The sequence below is a fragment of the Methanosarcina baltica genome (assembly GCF_055394095.1).
The window spans coordinates 298,131-315,706 of sequence record NZ_AP042463.1 but is presented as its reverse complement, the minus strand read 5'-3'; the positions used below and the strand labels follow the sequence as shown (position 1 = coordinate 315,706).

Sequence of the window (17,576 nt, the reverse complement as noted above, 5' to 3'; positions counted from 1 at the left end):
ATATAAATTTTTATATTCGATAAAAACTACTATTTCAATCTAGAGGATAGGTAAAATGATATTTCTGGATATTGTGTCCTGGGAGCCGAAAGACTCCGAAGCAGTCGGGAAGTGTTATGAGGATTACAAGTACCCTGAGGGCTTTAAGGTAATTGACGAATGGATCGACCTCATGGGATACCGCCTTTTTGTAATTTACGAGACTGAGGATGAGAAGGCCTACATGGCCGCAAACCTGCCCTTCATAGGACTATGCAGGTTCGAAGCCATACCCGTCATGAGGGCTGACCAATATATGGAAGCCTTCCGGAAAATTGCTGAAAAAGCAGGAGCGAAGCCGGAGGGTCTTTGAGTCCACCGGTTACTCAGTCTATCGTTTTTTTTTCAATGATCGATATCCTGCTTTGCAAATACGGCCAACTCGAAGAGTTTCATGTACGTTTTACCATTCCTAAGGATTATTTCTAAAACATCCTCAGAACCTTTTTTTCAAAATACCCTTCAGAGGTAGGCCTGTGTCACGTAGCGCCTCATCATCCGGTGGCTGTTGAAGTAGTAGGCGATCATGCCGATGGAATTGTTCATCAACTTAAACCATTCGTCTTTTCGTTTGTAGTAGGTGGGGACGATGATGTAGTAGAGTTTGTTGTACAGGTCGTCTAACTCACAGAGCCTGCTCTCTTCTTCAGAAAGGGTTTCGTCGGGTTCAGGACCAATGGCCCAGCCGTTAACCCCTTCAATCCAGCCCTCAATCCACCAGCCGTCGAGCACGCTGAAGTTTATCACCCCGTTATGCGCGGCCTTCATGCCGCTTGTCCCCGAGGCTTCGAAGGGGCGCTGTGGGGTGTTGAGCCAGATGTCCACGCCCGCAACCATTTTTGCGGCCAGGTCCATGTCGTAGTTTTCCAGGAAAACTATTTTTATTTCATCCCTGAGTTCTTCCATGTACCCGAATATTTCCCGGATCAGGGCTTTTCCGGCTTCGTCTTTAGGGTGGGCTTTGCCTGCAAAAATGAGCTGGATTTTTCCCCTTTTGTTTATTTTCCGAAGCCTCTGGAGATCCGAGAAAATAAATGTCGGCCGTTTATACTCGGTCATTCGCCTGGAAAAGCCAAGGGTCAGGGTCTCGTAGTCCAGGCTAGCCCCGCTAAGCTGGTTTACGTGATCGATTAACTGTTTTTTTGCGCTCCGGTGCGCGGCCCAGATCTCATCGTCCGGGATTCCACCAACCCGCACAAGGAGTTCCGGCTCGTTTGCCCAGCCCGGAAGGTAGCGGTCATAAAGTTCCCGGAAAAAAGGAGAGGTCCAGGTATAGGAATGGACCCCGTTGGTGATCGCCTGGATCCGGTAACCCGGAAAAATTTGCTGCGAAATCCTGCTGTGTCGCTTTGTTACCCCGTTTACGTAGGCGGAAAGGTTCAGGGCAAAGAAGCTCATGTTCAGGGTGTCCTCCCCTCCGAACCTCTTTAAGACCTTGATGTCTTCCCCTTCCGGAATCAGACTTTCCACCAGGCCGTAGTCAAACTTATCGTGCCCGGCTTCCACGGGCGTGTGAGTGGTGAAGATGCAGCGCTCGTGCACCTCGGGGACGTTTGTCCCGTTTCGCTTCAGGAGTTCCAGGGCAAGGAGGCTGGAGTGACCTTCGTTCATGTGGTATTTCCGTATACTGAAACCCAGGGCCTCAAGCATCCTGACCCCTCCTATCCCGAGCACTATTTCCTGCCTGAAACGGTAACTTTTGTCCCCTCCGTAGAGATAATTGCAAATCCCGCGGTCTTCCTCGTGGTTTCCCTCAACGTTTGTGTCCAGAAAGATGACGGGGACAGAGCCTCCGGTAAGACTTTTGCAGTTGTAAGACCAGGCCCTGACCTTCACGTCCCGTTTCCCGACCTTCACATTTACTTCCAGGGGCAGAAGGGTCATGAACTTCGAAGGGTTCCACTCAATGCTGTGTTCGGTTTGCCTGCCTTCGGAATCGAGGGTCTGCCTGAAGTAACCCCTGTTGCTCAAGAGGCTTACCCCGACAAGAGGAACGGTAAGGTCCGCAGCCGAACGTATCGTATCCCCTGCCAGGACCCCGAGCCCTCCCGAATAAGTGGGAATTTCAGATAAAAGCCCTATTTCCATGGAAAAGTATGCGATTTTCTGCCCGCCAAGTACACCTTCTAAAGCATTCATGTTTTCCCCCGATTCAAAAATGTTTGCCGGAAAACCTCCTTCCGGAAAACCTTCCTGTTAAATCAGACATGGTTATTAATATATCAAATTGACCGCCTGCCGATACACATTAAATTTTTTCATGAAAAAAACTTGTTAACAAAATGTTTCATAAAATATATATTCACCATGAATATTAATATATTACTTGTGTTGAAAATATTGTATAAGTTAGTTATCTTTTAATAAAATACAGGTGTAAAAATGTCTTGAAGCCAGGCGTCTTCTTTCCAGGAATCTTTTTTTCCGGTAAAACCTGAAAAATCCCGGACCACTGTCTCCGATCTTCTTGATAGCGTGAACTACCCCGCGCTAAACAGGCTGTCCGATAATTCAATTTCAAGGCAAAAACAGGTAAAATAGAAGGTATATAAAGCCTTTAAATCTAAAAAAAAGGATTTCAGATATTACTGAAAGTAATTATTGGACAGCTTGTAAAGCCTTGGGGCTTTCTGCTGCGTTCCTGTAAGAAGAGCCGTAATCCAGGAGTTGATCGACGGCTGGCAGGACAAAAAGGTAATTTTGATTCTCAGAGATTTACATCCGATTTGAGGGAGAGGAAGCCTGAAAATGTCCTGTTTTTTGAAGGGGGCTACTAATCATATATAAATATTTTGTGCCTGAAGCTTGAATATACTATTAAAATATTTATTTTTGCACCCCATTTCCCCCGGAAATTTTAGTTTTTTAAAATAAGAGCTGCCTGGTATTTTCACCATTGCTAGCCCACTATATATCTAAAATCACGAAGTGAATAAAAGCACAAGCTTTTTAATCTTTTGAGTGGTTTTTCATCTCTATAGCACAAAATGTAAATACAGGAAATTTCTGCTGCCTGATTTGCAGAAAAAACCTGAACAATAATACGGAGAGTATGATGGCTTCTAACTTTAATAAAACCGGTTCAAATAAAACTAACGTAAGTAAAACCGGTTCAAATAAAAATCATAGTCCTATAATGTCAGGATCGGGTTTCGATATCAGTGGAGTGGCCCTGCGCAATGCTCTGGAAATGGCAGGAGAACTGATCTCGATAGTTAATAAAATTCCTGTGACTGTATTCCTATGGAAGCCCCAAAAATACTGGCCTGCGGAATTCGTGTCCGAGCATATCAAAGAGTTCGGCTACGATGTGGAAGACTTTACGACAGGGAAGCTTCTATACGGAAATATTGTGCACCCGGACGACCTGGAGCGGGTTGAGCGAGAACTTACCAGGCGGATTGATGAAGGTTGTACGGATTTTACCCAGGAGTACCGGATACTTACCAAGTTCGGGGAGACTCGCTGGGTTGATGAGAGGACCTTTATCGAAGCGGATAAAAACGGGGTTGTGAAATACTTAAAGGGGATCATTCTGGATATTACCGAGAGAAAGCGGGAGGAAAAGTTACTCTACATCCAGCGAAACCTGGGAATTGCCCTCAGCTCCTCGACCGAACTCCATGAAACCCTGGAAATCCTGCTTGATTCCTGCCTCCAGATCGACGAGATTGATGCCGGGGGCATATATCTGATTGATGAGGAAAACGGGGATATGAAACTTGCCATCCACAGTGGCCTGTCTCCCAATTTTGTCGAGTATGCATCCCACTACAATGCAAATTCCCCCAATACGAAACTTGTCATGATCGGACAGCCTGTATATAAGCAACACATAGATCTCCTCCTGACCTCAAGAGACGAGCACTTAAAGCATGAAGATCTGAGGGTTACGGCAATCATCCCTGTGAAACACGGGAAAAAGATTATCGCCGCCTTTTACCTGGCCTCCATGGTCGAGTACGAACTCTCTGACCACGTCCGGACGGTCATCGAGACCATCGCAACACAGTTCGGGGTATTCATTTCCCGTATCCGGCTGGAAGAAAAATTAAAGGAATGTGTAAAAAAGAAAAAGGCCTGAGCTCATCTTACCTCAGCAGGAGAACCCTTCCTCGACAGTTTCGGCTTTGGCGGAACTGGCAGGTGGGGGAGGAATGTGTTCAAACATTCACCGCCTGGATTAAAGTTGTAGTTCTCGCACAGAGGCGAATACAGTTTTTCTTTACGTTGACACTGTTTGATATCACATTGCCAAATATATCTTGAATGGCAAAGAAGCCGGTGGCTCTTTTTCCTTTCACAAACCCTTCCCCTTTAACTGTTTTTACACGGTCAAATTTTCTAATTCCATATATTTTACCGGTTGGAATCTTCTTTTCTGATCTAGCACCTGTTGTCTGCTTGTAGTCCCCGGCTGAAACGTGTTTTTTATGGTAAACCGTATTATCCAGCTTTACCGTTTGCCCGTCCTCGCAGCAGATGGCAACAGCATCATTATAGTGGGTTTTTGAAAGTTTTAAAAATTGTTCTCTCTTAAATTTCGTCTCAAAACCAAAATTTTCCTCAAACTCCCAATCTGACTTTTTAAGCTGGCTTTTGATAATACCCATGTGGGTTGCATGTTTGGTTTTTGATTGCTTTTTCTTTAACTCAAACTCTCCTGCATGGAGGGCCTGGTGACAGGTTTTGCATAAAGTAATAAGGTTCTCTGGAGTATCGGGGCCTCCATTTGTCCTAAAAATTATGTGGTGACACTGCAAATGCTTATCCTTTGATTTACCTTTGCAGTGCTGGCATGTGTACCCGTCCCGATCCAGTACGAAAGCCCTGGCGTTGTAGGCATCCTTCAGTGGACCTTCCTGATACTCAATACCTGAAACTTCCGGATTCGTTATTTTGTGAATGTCAAAGGAAGCCGTTTCGACCTTCCACTTTGTAACCGGTAAGATGGATTCCACAAAGTTCTTTTCTCTGATGTGAGATTCCAGCTTACTCCTGATTGAAGGGGCCAGCCTTCCTTTTCGCCTCGAAGCTGCCCGATTATTGAACCTTGGGGCCTGTACCTCGTTTTTCGGCCTCTCCGATTCCTCCGGTACATCCTCCGTTGATCCATCTTTTTAGAAACATCCTGTCTTAACTGAACTTCTGACTGATAGACTACTTTTCCGTTAGCAATGGCCGCACAGCCAACAACTTTCGAGCCTGAGTCTATGCCTGCTATCACGGGCTGAGTGTACCCACTACTTCCGAAAAGCAGTTTAATCGTAAATGGTATAGTTCTCAAAACCTTTGCCTTACCTTCCCTCAAAAGTTTTCTGGCCTTTGAAGGTTTACAGGGCATTAGTGGTTTTCCGTTCTGGTTTTTTATGTAAACTAGCATAGAGTTTACCTCCATTTTTTGGAGTTATGCGTATTGGGGGCTATGGAGTCAACCCACCAAATCCGACTTCCTCTCGATCTGATACTGAAAGGTTTGTATGATGCAAGCACTGTCCCTACCTCTCAGGACTGTTTAACCAGCATCCTTAGAGCCTGAAACTGAGGCGGCATTCCAGGGTAACTATAATATTCTTTCGTATCGGCTGCCAGTATTACAAAGCTCCTTACTGGCGATCTGGTCAACCAGGGACTTGCCAAAACAAGCCTCTTACTCTAAAATCTTAGCCGTTAGGCGAAAGTTTTAGGTGGGGGTAGTTGACGGGGGGGTTCCTGACTTTCCGTAAGCTTTTATATTTTCGATGGCGAGCTCAAACTCGCCTTCCTGTCCCACGACCATCAACCCGAAGGATTTTATGTTCCCGGGGTCAAGCGGGGGGGAATCCTTCGCAGGTTTTCCTCTGAAAAAAGGGAGAAACGCTTCAAAGGGGATGCTGTGCTCTATCCATTCCCCTTCCCCACTATGAAAATCGTGCTGGTAAAGGAAACCGTCATGATGTTTTTCCGTTTTCATGTTGAGCCTGTAGGTCTTGCCGTCTCCCTTTACCCGGACCCGGACCCCGTCAAACGTTTTCAGGTCAAATACGTTGTTTTTGGAACGAACAGAAGCAAAACCGATTTTGCTTTCGTTTAACCTGACATTCCCCCTGAAGTAAACATTTCCCTTTTCGGAATAGCCAAGGTGGCTCTTTGACTGCCCGCCCATCACCCTGTCATCCATTGTGACCCATCGCCTGAACTCAAGAGGGTTCTTAAAGTCAAAGATAGTGATTTCAGCCTGTGATCCGTTCATGATCGTCTCCTTTTCAGGGGATTACCAGAAAATCAGAAATATTCCCTGATATTTCTATTTTATAAGAACGCAGCAAAAAATCCCTGAGTCTTTAGCTCAGGGGTAATTAAAATATCAGCGAAGGCTTGGAAGGATAATCGTCGTGCCCATTCCTTTTACCGCCCTGCCATCTTTGAGTTTCCCGCTAACCGTTAATGGGACGGTGTTGCAGAAGCAGTGACTTAGCCCAAGATTGACCACCAGCTCATGGCAGTCCATTTCCAGCACCAGGTCTTCGTATCCGTTTTTTGAAATATCTTCATAGTAAAAGCTGGCCTGGTAGACAGCAGCATCGTTTTTTTCCGAGCTTATGTACAGAGATTCCGGATCGATTGCCCCGGCATCGAGCTCAGAAGAGCCGAGCACCACAATCTTTACAGATCCCATTTCCATGGTCTTCAGGCAATTGGAACTCCGGTCCGGATTTACCGCAACATCCACAACCACAGAGTCATCCGAAACTGTGTTCTTAGCGCCCGTTACAGAATCCGCTGTTGCGGGAATACCTGCTGCAATTACAATGCAGCTTGCTATAAGGACCAGCAGAAGAACCTTCCGGAAAACAGGTGTATTTCCCTTACTGAATAGCATTAATAACCTCCCCTAAACTAACATACTTTTAATGTCCATATATATTCGTAAGAAATTATAATATGCATAATATTATTCAAACTGTTGGGGCATTTTCCAGAGCAGTCTTTGATTGTTAGCTGCTTTTATTAAAATCATAAATATTAAAGAGGAAAATATATAAATTTGCTCCGAATAAATGGTATAAAAGGAAAAAGCAGGATTCTGACAGACAACGGCGGCTGTTGGATAACTTTTGTTAAATTCTTCAGTACTTATTCTAAGTATTTATTCTGAGTAATTATTCTGAGTAAGGATTTTGAAGATCGGGATGAGCAAATATCCATCCTTGGCAGAATCCTTAATAGAACGTGGGGGTAAAATATGGTGGATATAAAGCAAAAAATCAGTGATTATCTTGCAACGCATAACTACCTAAATCTGGCAACCGTAAGTCCCGAAGGCAGGCCCATGGCCCATACGATGGGATACGTATCCTATGGCGAGTTTGTCTACCTTGCCACAAGCAAAAACAGCCGGAAGGTGCACAACATCATGAAAAACCCGGACGTGGCCTACACGGTCGATGAAGATAACCCTGACTGGTTTAATATGCAGGCCCTCCAGGTAGAAGGAAAAGCTTCGATAGTTGAGGATGAAGGAAAAATAAGGGAAATCGGAGAGATAATGACCGCCAAATTCCCAATTCTTGCAGATATGCCCCCTGACCCCGATTATATCCTCATAGAGGTGGTTCCGGAGGTAGTGTATTACCTGGACTACAGTATTGAGTTCGGGAACAGGGAAAAAGTTCTCTATTGAAGGAATGCTGCGCATAACTACCCCCGGACCTTCGCTTTCAGACGAAGGTTTTTGGGGGGGGTAGTTTACTCCATAGTAATATTTACCAGTTCCAGTTTTTCATCTCCACCCATTATTTCCATTTCGAGGAGCGCCCCAATTCCCGGAGCATAGTACTTATTTTCTTCTATTCCAGGTTCAAGCGGGTTCCATTCTTTAGTTTTCAGGCAGTTGTCAAAAGAACCGTAGACCACGGTAATCGATTCATCCAGAGAGAGGACTTCAGCCATGTCTTCAGCTTCCCCTTTCAGGTACTCCTGGCGGTAGACATCTCCTACCTGAGGACCCCCTTTCATTAAGATCCCCGGCAGAGCCCCACCCATGCCGGCTTCCCAGGACCCTGCGGTACTTACGACTTTGTTGTCCTCATAGTCCTTTGAGTCCTCTCCGAAGTACCAGACGTTCCCGTCCTTATCCTGGGCATACCAGTCGTACGTTTCTTCGACCAGTTCCCCATCTTCCCAGACCTTGTCCCGGATAACGGTGGTCGTTACTCCCATGACTACCCTGGTTTCATTGCTAACAAAAACCTCATTTTTTATCAGCATGTCCTCGGATTCGCCTTCATAAAAGAAAGTTGTGCCTGGGGTCAACGGGAAATAAGGGTTGTCTATTACTTCTACGAAATCATCAGGATTTATGACAGGACTGTATTCCCCTGTAACTCCCTCAGTTTCTCCTAATATTCCCTCAATTTCCTCTTCGGCCTCTCCTAATCCTTCCCCAACATTCTCTTCAGCTTCTCCTAATTCTCCCTCAATGTTCTCTTCAGCTTCTCCTAATTCTCCCTTGATTACTCCTTCAGCGCCTTCCAGTTCCCCCTCCACGTTCTCTTCGGCTTCTTCGGCACAGCCGGAAACAAAGAGCATTGCTACAATGAGCACCATAACTGCAAAAAGTCCAAATTTTTTGATAATTTTCCCCTCCCTTATTATTTTGCTTTAGCCTGGTCTACCTGGGTTGGTTGACTTTTCCCTCATTCAGGAGGGATCAGAACCATATCAATTACGTGAATGACCCCATTGCTGGTCTCAATGTCTGTTGAGATAATAGTGGCTTCTCCTACCATTACACCTTCAGTGGTGTTAACCGGCAGTGAACTTCCCTGAAGGGTTTCAATGGACTCAAGGGTCACGACATCGCCGGACATCAGTTTTCCGGAGGCAACATGGTAGGTGAGTATGTTTGTAAGCCCCGCAGTATCATTCAGAAGGCTTTCAAGCGTCCCTTCCGGAAGGGCTTCAAAGGCGGTATCAGTAGGAGCAAAGACCGTGAAAGGTCCATCTCCTCTCAGCGTCTCCTCAAGGCCTGCGGCCCGGACTGCCGCAACAAGGGTGTCAAAAGAACCGGCGGCTATTGCCGTATCGATGATATCCATCTGCGGCCCTGCCATGGACGGTGGAATCAGCACTTTATCTATTACATGGATTACCCCGTTGCTGGCTTTGACGTCCGCAGTAATGACATTTGCGTCATTGACCATTACCCCTCCCATGGTATCGATTGTAAGAGCTTCGCCCTGGACAGTATCCATCGATTCAAGGCCTTCAACGTCGGCTGCCATGTACTCTCCGGCAAGCACATGATAGGTCAGGACAGCCGTTAGCTTTTCTTTATCTGCGAGCAGGTCTTCCAGCATCCCTTCGGGAAGTTCCGCAAACGCTGCATCGGTCGGGGCAAAGACGGTAAAAGGTCCATCTCCGCTCAGGGTATCAACTAATCCTGCCGCCTGGACCGCCGTTACCAGCGTCTCGAAAGTTCCGGCATTAATTGCGGTTTCAACGATGTTCATTTCCGCGATTTCCTCTTCTTCGGTTACCTCCTCAAGGACTTCCTCCGGGGCTTCTTCGGCACAGCCGGAAACGAAGAGCATTGCTGCAAGCAGTAATACAACAAAAAATCCAATTTTCCTGATATTTACTCCCCCTTTTCAATAATAGAAAGATATGCTAAAAGTAGTAGAACTGAAAAATATATATTCCAGGTTAATTATACCTTGATATTTATATAACATTAACTATACCGTAGTAAATTATTTTAATATTTTCCTTTCCTTCTATCAAAGGATGTCTGAAAACCTATCGTTTGCAGCGTTTTTTCAGAATATCAAGCAGTTCCTCTGCATTGAGAAGCATGATTTCGGTTGCGGCCCTGGATAATTCGGGAGAACAGCGGGCCCGGGAAATACTTTGCCGTTTTGCAAGCTCTTTCCAGAGAGGGGGTAGGTGCTTTTTTCAATCAACCATGCCGGCTATGGGGTCCCGGGCGGCGTAGAGGACCTGGTGGATGCCGGAATAAATCAGCCGGAACAGACACATGGGACAGGATTCCAGGGAAGTGTAAAGGGTATAACCTTCAAGGACCGTAAGCTCCGGGTGTTCGGCTTCAAAGCGGTTTACGACCACCATTTCCGCGTGCAGGTCGCTTCGAAAATACGGGCTGTACACCTGATTGTGGCCTGCTGCGACAACTTCTCCCCCTGAATTGACCAGGACGCAACCGACTCCGTAGTTTCCGGAAGCCACGGCCTTTAAAGCCAGTACAAGCGTGAGCCAGACATAAGCGTCGTCCGGGAATTCCCGCCTAAAGCTACAGGCAGAAAGCCGGTTTTTCCAGTCTTCGATTTTTTTCCGGGACTCAATTTTACCGGTTTTCGGAACTATTCTTTCAAGTTCCCTGTCCCCAGGTTCTCTAAGTTCCCGAAAGTTCAGGGAAATCCCCCCGTTTACAAAAAAAGAGCTCCTGTAATCTTTTTTAAGCAGATAAGGTCAGTAGAATACACAAATTAAACGTTTACTACAGAATTCTAACGCTTAAATATATAAATATATACTGCAAATTTCATGTTGGTAAAATTATATGGTACAGTTAAGTCAATAACCCCCCACTAAAGTGGGAGGCTTGTTTCGGCAAGCCTTGATTGACCAGCCTGAGTCTTAATTGACTACGTTGGATATGTCACGATACATTTGGATGCTTCCTCAGTCCAATTCCCTATCGTGTAGCATTAAAAGTCCTGAGAGGTAGGGACGGTGTGCTACATATAACAAGCATATTCAACATTGGCGAGGGGAGATAGTTTAAAAAACTACGTCACCTGCTACGGGAACTTGTTTCAAAAGCAGAGTGGAGAAATCCAAACGTGGAACGGAATGCCTGAAAGTTGACGGCATTCCTCCCACGACTAAAATCGCAGGCATCCTGCCTGAGGAATCGTGAATAGAAATGGCAAAACTAACAGAAGAAATGAAAGTTGCATTTTCAAAAGTAAAGATTTTCCCAGTAGCTACCGCCTCCGGAGCAGGTATTCCAAACGTCGTTCCAATCGGCTTCTGCCAGCTTGTAGACGATGAGACCATCTGGATTGCAGACAATTTCATGGTCAAATCCCTGGCAAACCTGGAGGAAAACCCCAATCTCGCAATCTATGTCTGGGGGCCTGGGACAGGAGGCTGTTTCCAGATCAAGGGAGAGGCCGAAATCATCAATTCCGGAGATAAGTTTGAGAAAATGAGAGAAATCGTACTTGGCGCAAAACCGGGCCTGCCCGCAAAGAACCTGATCGAAGTAAAGATTAACGCCGTCTTCCAGTGTGCCCCCGGGCCTGAGGCCGGAAGCAAACTGCTCTGAGTTATACTACTGAGTGCTTTTACCTACAGCAATTACTGAGTACTTATACTTACATTTAATTATTGAAAAAACATAGGGGGATGGTTCATACATGGCAGGCGAAAACAAGGGCAAAGCCCCAATTTTCTGTGAAAAACTCTGTCTGGTTTGCAAAGGGGCAAGGGCCGGAAACTCTGTCTGCAAGGCAATCCAGAACCTTGAATTAAAGATTTTCGGGAAGAAAGGCTGTATCTGGGGCCAGGCCAGGACCAGGTACTATGGGGTCACTCCAGACCAGAATATCCCGAAAAATTTTAAAAAAGATTGAAAAACAGAAAAGTAAAAAATAGAGTCTCTGAAGGTCAGTAAAAAGGGGATGTGTTTGTACACTTCGGCCCCTCTGACCGATTTTTGTTTTTCTTTTCTATTATGAGGAAATGAGTGTAGGAGTAGAGAAAAATCACGGTCTTCAGCCGTGGGATGAGCCATACCCTGCCCCGAAAAATATATATGGCTATTAATATATTAATCGTCATATTAATTGCAACTCATTTTTACGATCGCACAAATTGAAAATTTGTGGATTGTTAGGGGTAGTTCACTATGCTACTGCACTATTGCCAAAAAAAGCTATTTTTAAATAATTTAAATCTTGAGTATGGCGGATAAAAACAGACACAGGAGATTACTTTCATGCCGGTTATGAGCATCATTTCATGTAAAATATTACAGGACGAAATTATATGGGTCCTTGAAAATGACTCTGCGATTGGTGAGGTGCTTGTTGTTGAAAATGAAAATCACCTTGAATTTGTGGAAAAACTGAAACATATAAACATTTCAAATACTGTACTTCCCCTTGAAAAAATCCATGAAATATGTAAAGGGAATAAAGAGAATAAAGAAGCTGGTGTACCCCATACCCTGATAGTTGACCTGCTCGAACTTGCTCTGCACAGCAGGCCCGAAGTCCTTAAAAAAGGGGTTTATGATACGGTGGAAAACCTCTGTGCCTGTTCCTCCGGAATTCTGCTTTTTTACGGCCTTTGCGGGAATGTGCTCGGGAATATCGAAAAAGATTTTGAATCAAAGGGGCCGGGCTGCCGGGTCCGCATCCTGAAGGACGACACTTCAAGAATCGTGGACGATTGCATAGGGGCAACCCTGGGCGGAGCGGCAAACTACCTCAAGGTCCTGAAAAGCGTAAGTAAGGTAGGAACCTATCTTTTCACCCCCATGTACGCGCTTGCCTGGCGGGAAATCCTTGATATAGACAGGATGAACCGTGACCCCGAAAAGGCGCTTGAAATGATGAAATTAACCCATGAAATGATCGGGTACGGAAGGGTTGCAAAAATCAATACCGGCCTGGAATATACCCGGGATTACGATGCCAATATCGAGAAGTTTGCCGAGCTCTTCGGGTTTGAGGTAATTGAACTTGATGGGGGTAACCAGGAACTGTTTGAAAAATGCTACAAACAGTTGAAAACGGAAATTCTCAGTTAAATAATTATCACAATCTATAAAGAGGGTGGAAAATGCCGGTATTGAGTATAATCGCCTGCGGAATGCTTGAGGACGAACTGGTCCATGTGCTTTCTCAGGACAGGGATATGAAGCAGTTAATTCTCGTGGAAAACCGGGAATGTCAGAGCCTCCTCCGGAAACTCAAAGCTGCACCTCACCCTATACACTGTCTTCCCCGGACAGCTCCTCTGGACAGGGTTTCCATGCTCCTTAATAACGGGCCCGGTCCGGCTTTCCAGATGGCCCTGAAACCCTTCCTGTGGCTTCCGTTTTTTAAGGGCATGCATGAAAAGATGAAAATGAAAGGGGCCAGGCAGGTCACGGTGGTTGTAAACGTGCTCAGGCTGGGGCTGCATGTGGACCTTGAGCTCCTTAAGTCGGCTGTGTACGAAAATATCCGGGAAATGGCCCCTTTTTCAGATGGTATCCTGCTCTTTTACGGGTCTTGTGGGCATGTGCTCGGGAAACTTGAAGAAGACTTTGCAGGGCTTGACTGTCCCCTTTATTTTCTGAAAGATGAAAGGGGGGAGACAGTAGAGGACTGCATCAGCCTGGCCTTCGGGGGAAACGAGGCCTATGCCGAAGCCATGCTTTCATGCCAGGGAATGGGCACGATTTACCTGACCCCCATGTGGGCTTCGAACTGGAAGAAAATGGAAGAGGAGGCGGGAGGCTCTCCTGATTTAAACAAAAAGTATCTTAAAAACTCGCATTACGGAAGGGCCGCAAAAATCAATACCGTGCTTCCCTGTGGGCCGGATTTCCATAAAAATGTCCTGGATTTTGCGCGCAGCTTCGAAATGGAGGTCATGGAAATGGGAGGGACCGCAGAACTTGCAAAATGCTCCTATGAAAACGCCAGAAGAGCTGTTATTGAGAAATGTGTTTCACAGATAACCCGGCAGGAAACCTCTGAGTCTTTAACTCAGAAATAATTGATCTGACTGTAATTTCAGCACAGCCTTATATATTTAGTATACCCTTAGGTTATAATCTGATTGAAGCTTTTCCGGCATCTGGCAAACATCTTTCCTTATACGGACATAAAGCCTCAAAGGCCGGGATATTTATATATTAATAATATAGTATAGCATACCTTCCTCAGGCACGATTTGCGTTTTTTATTGCCTGTTTCCGGATAACCGGAGGCACACAGTTAAAATAAAAAATACTGTGCATTACAGTTAAAGGAAAACGTATTAGTATTCACACTTATTATGGAGTACGGCATGCAGCACGATGTGTTCACAAACAATCCAACCATCCCTATCGATGTGAAGGACAGATCCGTAAGCGATGTACTGGACGGAATGCTTAAAACAGGTTTTCAGGGCAGGAAACTGGCCGAATCCGTTCAGGCCTGGCACAACATGCTAAAAGAAGAACATATGACAGTCTTCATGGGCCTTTCCGGAGCTCTGGTCCCCGCCGGTATGCGCAGGATCATTTCCTACATGATAGAGCACAGGATGATTGACTGCCTGGTAAGCACCGGGGCAAACATGTTCCACGACTGCCATGAGGCACTTGGCAGGAAGCACTATGTGGGCTCCCACCTGGCAAATGACGAAAAACTCTTCGAGCACGGGGTGGACAGGATCTACGACGTCTTTGCGGTGGAGGACGAGTTTCGGGTTGCTGACAACCTGATCGCGGACTTTGCAGAGGCAATCGGAGAGATTTCCTGTTCCTCAAGGGAGTTTATGCGCCTGCTCGGGGAAGAGCTAGTAAAGCGTGGAGCTCTTGAAGACTCGATTCTGGTCACTGCTTACAGGCACAATGTCCCGATTTTCGTTCCCGCCCTGGGGGACAGTTCCATTGGCATAGGGCTTACCATTGCCAGAAGAAAAGGGTTAAAACTCGAAATCGACCAGATAAAGGACGTGGACGAGATCACCCAGATCGTGGAAAGGTCCCAAAAAACCGGAGTCGTCTACGTGGGCGGGGGAGTCCCCAAAAACTTTATCCAGCAGACCGAAGTGATAGCCTCCATTCTCGGAATGGACGTTGGAGGGCATGACTATGCCATCCAGTACACCGCCGATGCCCCACACTGGGGAGGACTTTCGGGTTGTACCTTTGACGAAGCTGTCTCCTGGGGAAAAATCGCGGCCCAGGCGAAAAAAGTCCAGGTCTTTGTGGACGCGACCATTGCCCTTCCGATTGTTGCCCATGCCCTGCACGAAAAGTGCCATGATCTGGAGAGAGTTCCCCCCGAATATGACTGGAATTCGGAAAAAGAGCTTAAAATCAGCTTCGGGAACTAATACTATCACATATATTTATTATATTTGAAAGCCTATCATATAAGGCGAGAAGGTGAGAAAATAGATGGGTAAACGAACTCGAATAATCAACGATCCTTCCTATTTAGTCCCGTTACTCAGGACGTTCGGGTCCAGGACTCACAAGAAGATTTTTGATGCACTCTCAAGCAAGTGGATGATAAAAGAAGAACTTGATGAATTCATGGGTACGGACGTGGGAAGTAGTCTCCAGAACCTTAAAAAAGCAGGACTGCTCGAGAGCCAGTGGCGGGTCCCCGAATCGGGGAAGAAACCTTCTAAAGAATATCATACATCATATTCCAAGGTCCAGGTAAATTTCCAGTGTTCTTTTGAGGACCTCAGCGACATTATCATGCTGACGTTCAAACCGTATGATGAAGTCAAGGGTGCAATCGAAGAACTGGAAAAACAGGTTGAAGAAGGTAACTCTTCCATGAGCAATCTGACCAGGACCCTCAACAAAAACCCATTTTATATATGTGCTGTTGCCCGCAGGTCCGAGCACCTTTCCGTGATGGGTCAAAGACTAAAATTAATCGAAGGGAATGAGGAGAATTACGAGTGACGGTTAAGCTCCTCCAGACAAAAAGCGGAGTTACCAAGTTTCAGGTACTTATCGAAATTGCAGCCCATCAGCCGAACGTAAGGCAGAAGGAAATTGCTGCAAAGATAGGAATCACTCCCCAGGCAGTCTCGGAATACATAAAAGAACTGGTGGCTGACGGCCTGATTATTACCGAAGGTCGGGTAAGGTACAGGATTACTAAAGAAGGTATCGATTGGGTCCTTGAAAATGCCGGGGAACTGAAGCGCTACGCCTGCTTTGTTATGGAGGAAATAATTAGCCACGTTTCGACCTGGACTGCCATTGCCAGTGAAGACATGAAAGCGGAGCAGCAGGTCTATCTGAAAATGGAAAAAGGGCTCCTCTACGTGAGTCTTACGGAAAAGAGCGGGGCAGTAGGTACGCTTATTTCGGACGCTATTGCGGGAGAAGATGTTGGTGTGACCGACCTCAAGGGCCTTATTGACCTGGAGACCGCAAGCATTACGGTCTCAAAAGTCCCGAGAATTGAGAGGGGCGGGTCAAAAAATGTGGACCTTGGACGCCTGAAGATTCTTGCGGATTCAAAGCCTCATATTGCGGCCATAGGCGTGGAAGCCCTGATCGCTCTCAGGAAAATCAATGTGACCCCCGACGTTATGTTCGGGACGAACGAGTCCGTAATCGAAGCCGCGTACCACGGGCTTTCTTCCCTGGTGGTCTCGGTGGACGAGCAGGTATCTCCCCTCTTAAGCCGGCTTGAAAACGAGAACATTGAGTATGAACTCGTGGACCTGACTCTTACTTAAGCCTTTTTTCAAAAAAATCTGATTTTCTCATCTGTCGGTTCAGGTCGGGTCTGGAAGCCTGACCGGAATCAGGGTGTCTGACCCGAATTGCGTTTCGGGATCACAGGAATTCAAAGATTTCCTGGGAGTTGCACTGCAAGTGCAACAGCACGCGGTTCGTTTCGCTCGCTGCGCGAGCTCAAGCAGACTGAAAACCGAGTTGCGCTTCGGGATCACAGGAAATCAATGATTTCCTGGGAGTTGCGATGCAATCGCAACAGCACGAGGTCCGTTTCGCTCGCTTTGCGAGTTCAAGCGGACTGAAAAACGCCAGAGCAACCGTAATTGGTGTCTTCAGGCATTCTTTTTTCCGTGTGTTCCATGTGTTCCGTGGTTTTGAGTGCACACACCAAATGTCTCCACCAACAAAAAAACAACCTGTATGAGTATAGAGCAATTCCAGAAATAAAATATGAAGTTGTATTTTCCTGCTCATGCAGGAGTATTCAGGGGTTTTTTTTCATGAAATTGATAGTACTTTCCGATACTCATTTGAAGACCGGTGTAATCCCGGAAAATATTAAAAAAGTTATTGAAGATTGCGACCTCATTGTCCATGCCGGGGACTTCAGCACGACCGAAGCCTACGAAGCTTTTGCAGCCACCGGAAAACTGAAAGCAGTTTTTGGAAACACCGATGGTTCTAAAATCCGGCAGAAACTTCCCAAAAGGCTGAAATTCGAGGTTGAGGGGGTGAAAATAGGGGTTGTGCACGAAGGCGGACTTTCGATTACGGACACGACGGCCCAGTACTACCTCGCAAAGGAAATGGATGTTGATGTCCTGATTTTTGGGCACCTGCATCGCCCTCTCATTCAGGATGGAGATGTGATGCTGGTCTGTCCCGGCTCTCCGACAAGCCCCCGCATGTCCGAGCCATGCGTCGTGGAACTGGTCATCGAAAACGGTTCCGTATCCGGCAGGGTGGTTACCCTTACAGGGGACATCTGCGGTTTCATGAAATTCCGAGATTCTCTGAAGGGTTCTGATAAGGGAATGTAAAAAAAGTTAGTGAC

At 46.2% G+C, this 17,576-nt stretch carries 17 protein-coding genes and 1 pseudogene; 11 read left to right on the top strand and 7 right to left on the bottom strand.

Annotation, left to right across the window (positions count from 1 at the left end):
* Positions 1 to 55: 55 nt before the first annotated feature.
* The gene (locus ACZ5QV_RS01585; RefSeq protein WP_464600921.1) at positions 56 to 352 is read left to right on the top strand and encodes a DUF3303 domain-containing protein; all 297 of its coding nucleotides are present in this window, start codon (positions 56 to 58) and stop codon (positions 350 to 352) included.
* Between the two features lie 149 nt (positions 353 to 501).
* Here ACZ5QV_RS01585 and glgP read toward each other — a convergent pair whose 3' ends face one another.
* Complete coding sequence (gene glgP, locus ACZ5QV_RS01580; protein WP_464600920.1) at positions 502 to 2,178, bottom strand: alpha-glucan family phosphorylase; 1,677 nt, start codon at positions 2,176 to 2,178, stop codon at positions 502 to 504.
* 997 nt (positions 2,179 to 3,175) lie between these two features.
* Here glgP and ACZ5QV_RS01575 point away from each other — a divergent pair.
* Positions 3,176 to 4,123 (top strand): GAF domain-containing protein, encoded by a 948-nt coding sequence (locus tag ACZ5QV_RS01575; RefSeq protein ID WP_464600919.1) that lies wholly within the window; start codon positions 3,176 to 3,178, stop codon positions 4,121 to 4,123.
* Between the two features lie 79 nt (positions 4,124 to 4,202).
* Here the strand turns inward: ACZ5QV_RS01575 and iscB are convergent.
* The 3 genes and pseudogenes from iscB to ACZ5QV_RS01560 form a co-directional block, all read right to left on the bottom strand.
* A pseudogene (gene iscB, locus ACZ5QV_RS01570) lies at positions 4,203 to 5,383 on the bottom strand (RNA-guided endonuclease IscB).
* A 339-nt stretch (positions 5,384 to 5,722) separates the two neighbouring features.
* Positions 5,723 to 6,271: a CIA30 family protein gene (locus ACZ5QV_RS01565; protein WP_464600918.1), complete on the bottom strand. Its 549-nt coding sequence runs from the start codon at positions 6,269 to 6,271 to the stop codon at positions 5,723 to 5,725.
* A 114-nt stretch (positions 6,272 to 6,385) separates the two neighbouring features.
* Entirely contained in the window at positions 6,386 to 6,901 is a 516-nt protein-coding gene (locus ACZ5QV_RS01560) for a hypothetical protein (RefSeq protein ID WP_464600917.1), read from the bottom strand.
* A 363-nt stretch (positions 6,902 to 7,264) separates the two neighbouring features.
* On the opposite strand from ACZ5QV_RS01560, the gene ACZ5QV_RS01555 reads away from it, so the two are divergent.
* On the top strand, positions 7,265 to 7,702 hold the full coding sequence (locus ACZ5QV_RS01555; protein ID WP_464600916.1) for a pyridoxamine 5'-phosphate oxidase family protein: 438 nt from the start codon (positions 7,265 to 7,267) through the stop codon (positions 7,700 to 7,702).
* A 65-nt stretch (positions 7,703 to 7,767) separates the two neighbouring features.
* Here the strand turns inward: ACZ5QV_RS01555 and ACZ5QV_RS01550 are convergent, their stop codons facing one another.
* The 3 genes from ACZ5QV_RS01550 to ACZ5QV_RS01540 form a co-directional block, all read right to left on the bottom strand.
* Complete coding sequence (locus ACZ5QV_RS01550) at positions 7,768 to 8,628, bottom strand: hypothetical protein (RefSeq protein ID WP_464600915.1); 861 nt, start codon at positions 8,626 to 8,628, stop codon at positions 7,768 to 7,770.
* Between the two features lie 89 nt (positions 8,629 to 8,717).
* Positions 8,718 to 9,614: a fasciclin domain-containing protein gene (locus tag ACZ5QV_RS01545; protein ID WP_464600914.1), complete on the bottom strand. Its 897-nt coding sequence runs from the start codon at positions 9,612 to 9,614 to the stop codon at positions 8,718 to 8,720.
* Positions 9,615 to 9,975: 361 nt separating this feature from the next.
* Positions 9,976 to 10,365: a nucleoside deaminase gene (locus tag ACZ5QV_RS01540; protein WP_464602140.1), complete on the bottom strand. Its 390-nt coding sequence runs from the start codon at positions 10,363 to 10,365 to the stop codon at positions 9,976 to 9,978.
* Between the two features lie 601 nt (positions 10,366 to 10,966).
* Between ACZ5QV_RS01540 and ACZ5QV_RS01535 the strand changes: the two genes are divergently transcribed.
* The 8 genes from ACZ5QV_RS01535 (at position 10,967) to ACZ5QV_RS01500 (ending at position 17,562) form a co-directional block, all read left to right on the top strand.
* Positions 10,967 to 11,371: a pyridoxamine 5'-phosphate oxidase family protein gene (locus tag ACZ5QV_RS01535; RefSeq protein WP_464600913.1), complete on the top strand. Its 405-nt coding sequence runs from the start codon at positions 10,967 to 10,969 to the stop codon at positions 11,369 to 11,371.
* A gap of 91 nt (positions 11,372 to 11,462) precedes the next feature.
* A complete protein-coding gene (locus ACZ5QV_RS01530) occupies positions 11,463 to 11,678 on the top strand; it encodes a hypothetical protein (RefSeq protein WP_464600912.1) in 216 nt (71 codons plus the stop codon).
* A 365-nt stretch (positions 11,679 to 12,043) separates the two neighbouring features.
* On the top strand, positions 12,044 to 12,859 hold the full coding sequence (locus ACZ5QV_RS01525; RefSeq protein WP_464600911.1) for a DUF1638 domain-containing protein: 816 nt from the start codon (positions 12,044 to 12,046) through the stop codon (positions 12,857 to 12,859).
* Between the two features lie 32 nt (positions 12,860 to 12,891).
* Complete coding sequence (locus ACZ5QV_RS01520; protein WP_464600910.1) at positions 12,892 to 13,815, top strand: DUF1638 domain-containing protein; 924 nt, start codon at positions 12,892 to 12,894, stop codon at positions 13,813 to 13,815.
* A 294-nt stretch (positions 13,816 to 14,109) separates the two neighbouring features.
* Positions 14,110 to 15,147: a deoxyhypusine synthase gene (locus tag ACZ5QV_RS01515; RefSeq protein WP_464600909.1), complete on the top strand. Its 1,038-nt coding sequence runs from the start codon at positions 14,110 to 14,112 to the stop codon at positions 15,145 to 15,147.
* A 64-nt stretch (positions 15,148 to 15,211) separates the two neighbouring features.
* A complete protein-coding gene (locus ACZ5QV_RS01510) occupies positions 15,212 to 15,733 on the top strand; it encodes an ArsR family transcriptional regulator (RefSeq protein WP_464600908.1) in 522 nt (173 codons plus the stop codon).
* On the top strand, positions 15,730 to 16,521 hold the full coding sequence (locus ACZ5QV_RS01505; RefSeq protein ID WP_464600907.1) for a DUF7839 domain-containing protein: 792 nt from the start codon (positions 15,730 to 15,732) through the stop codon (positions 16,519 to 16,521). The genes ACZ5QV_RS01510 and ACZ5QV_RS01505 overlap by 4 nt, the downstream gene beginning before the upstream one ends.
* A 501-nt stretch (positions 16,522 to 17,022) precedes the next feature.
* Positions 17,023 to 17,562, top strand: coding sequence for a metallophosphoesterase (locus ACZ5QV_RS01500; RefSeq protein WP_464600906.1), 540 nt, complete (start codon positions 17,023 to 17,025; stop codon positions 17,560 to 17,562).
* Positions 17,563 to 17,576: the final 14 nt, after the last annotated feature.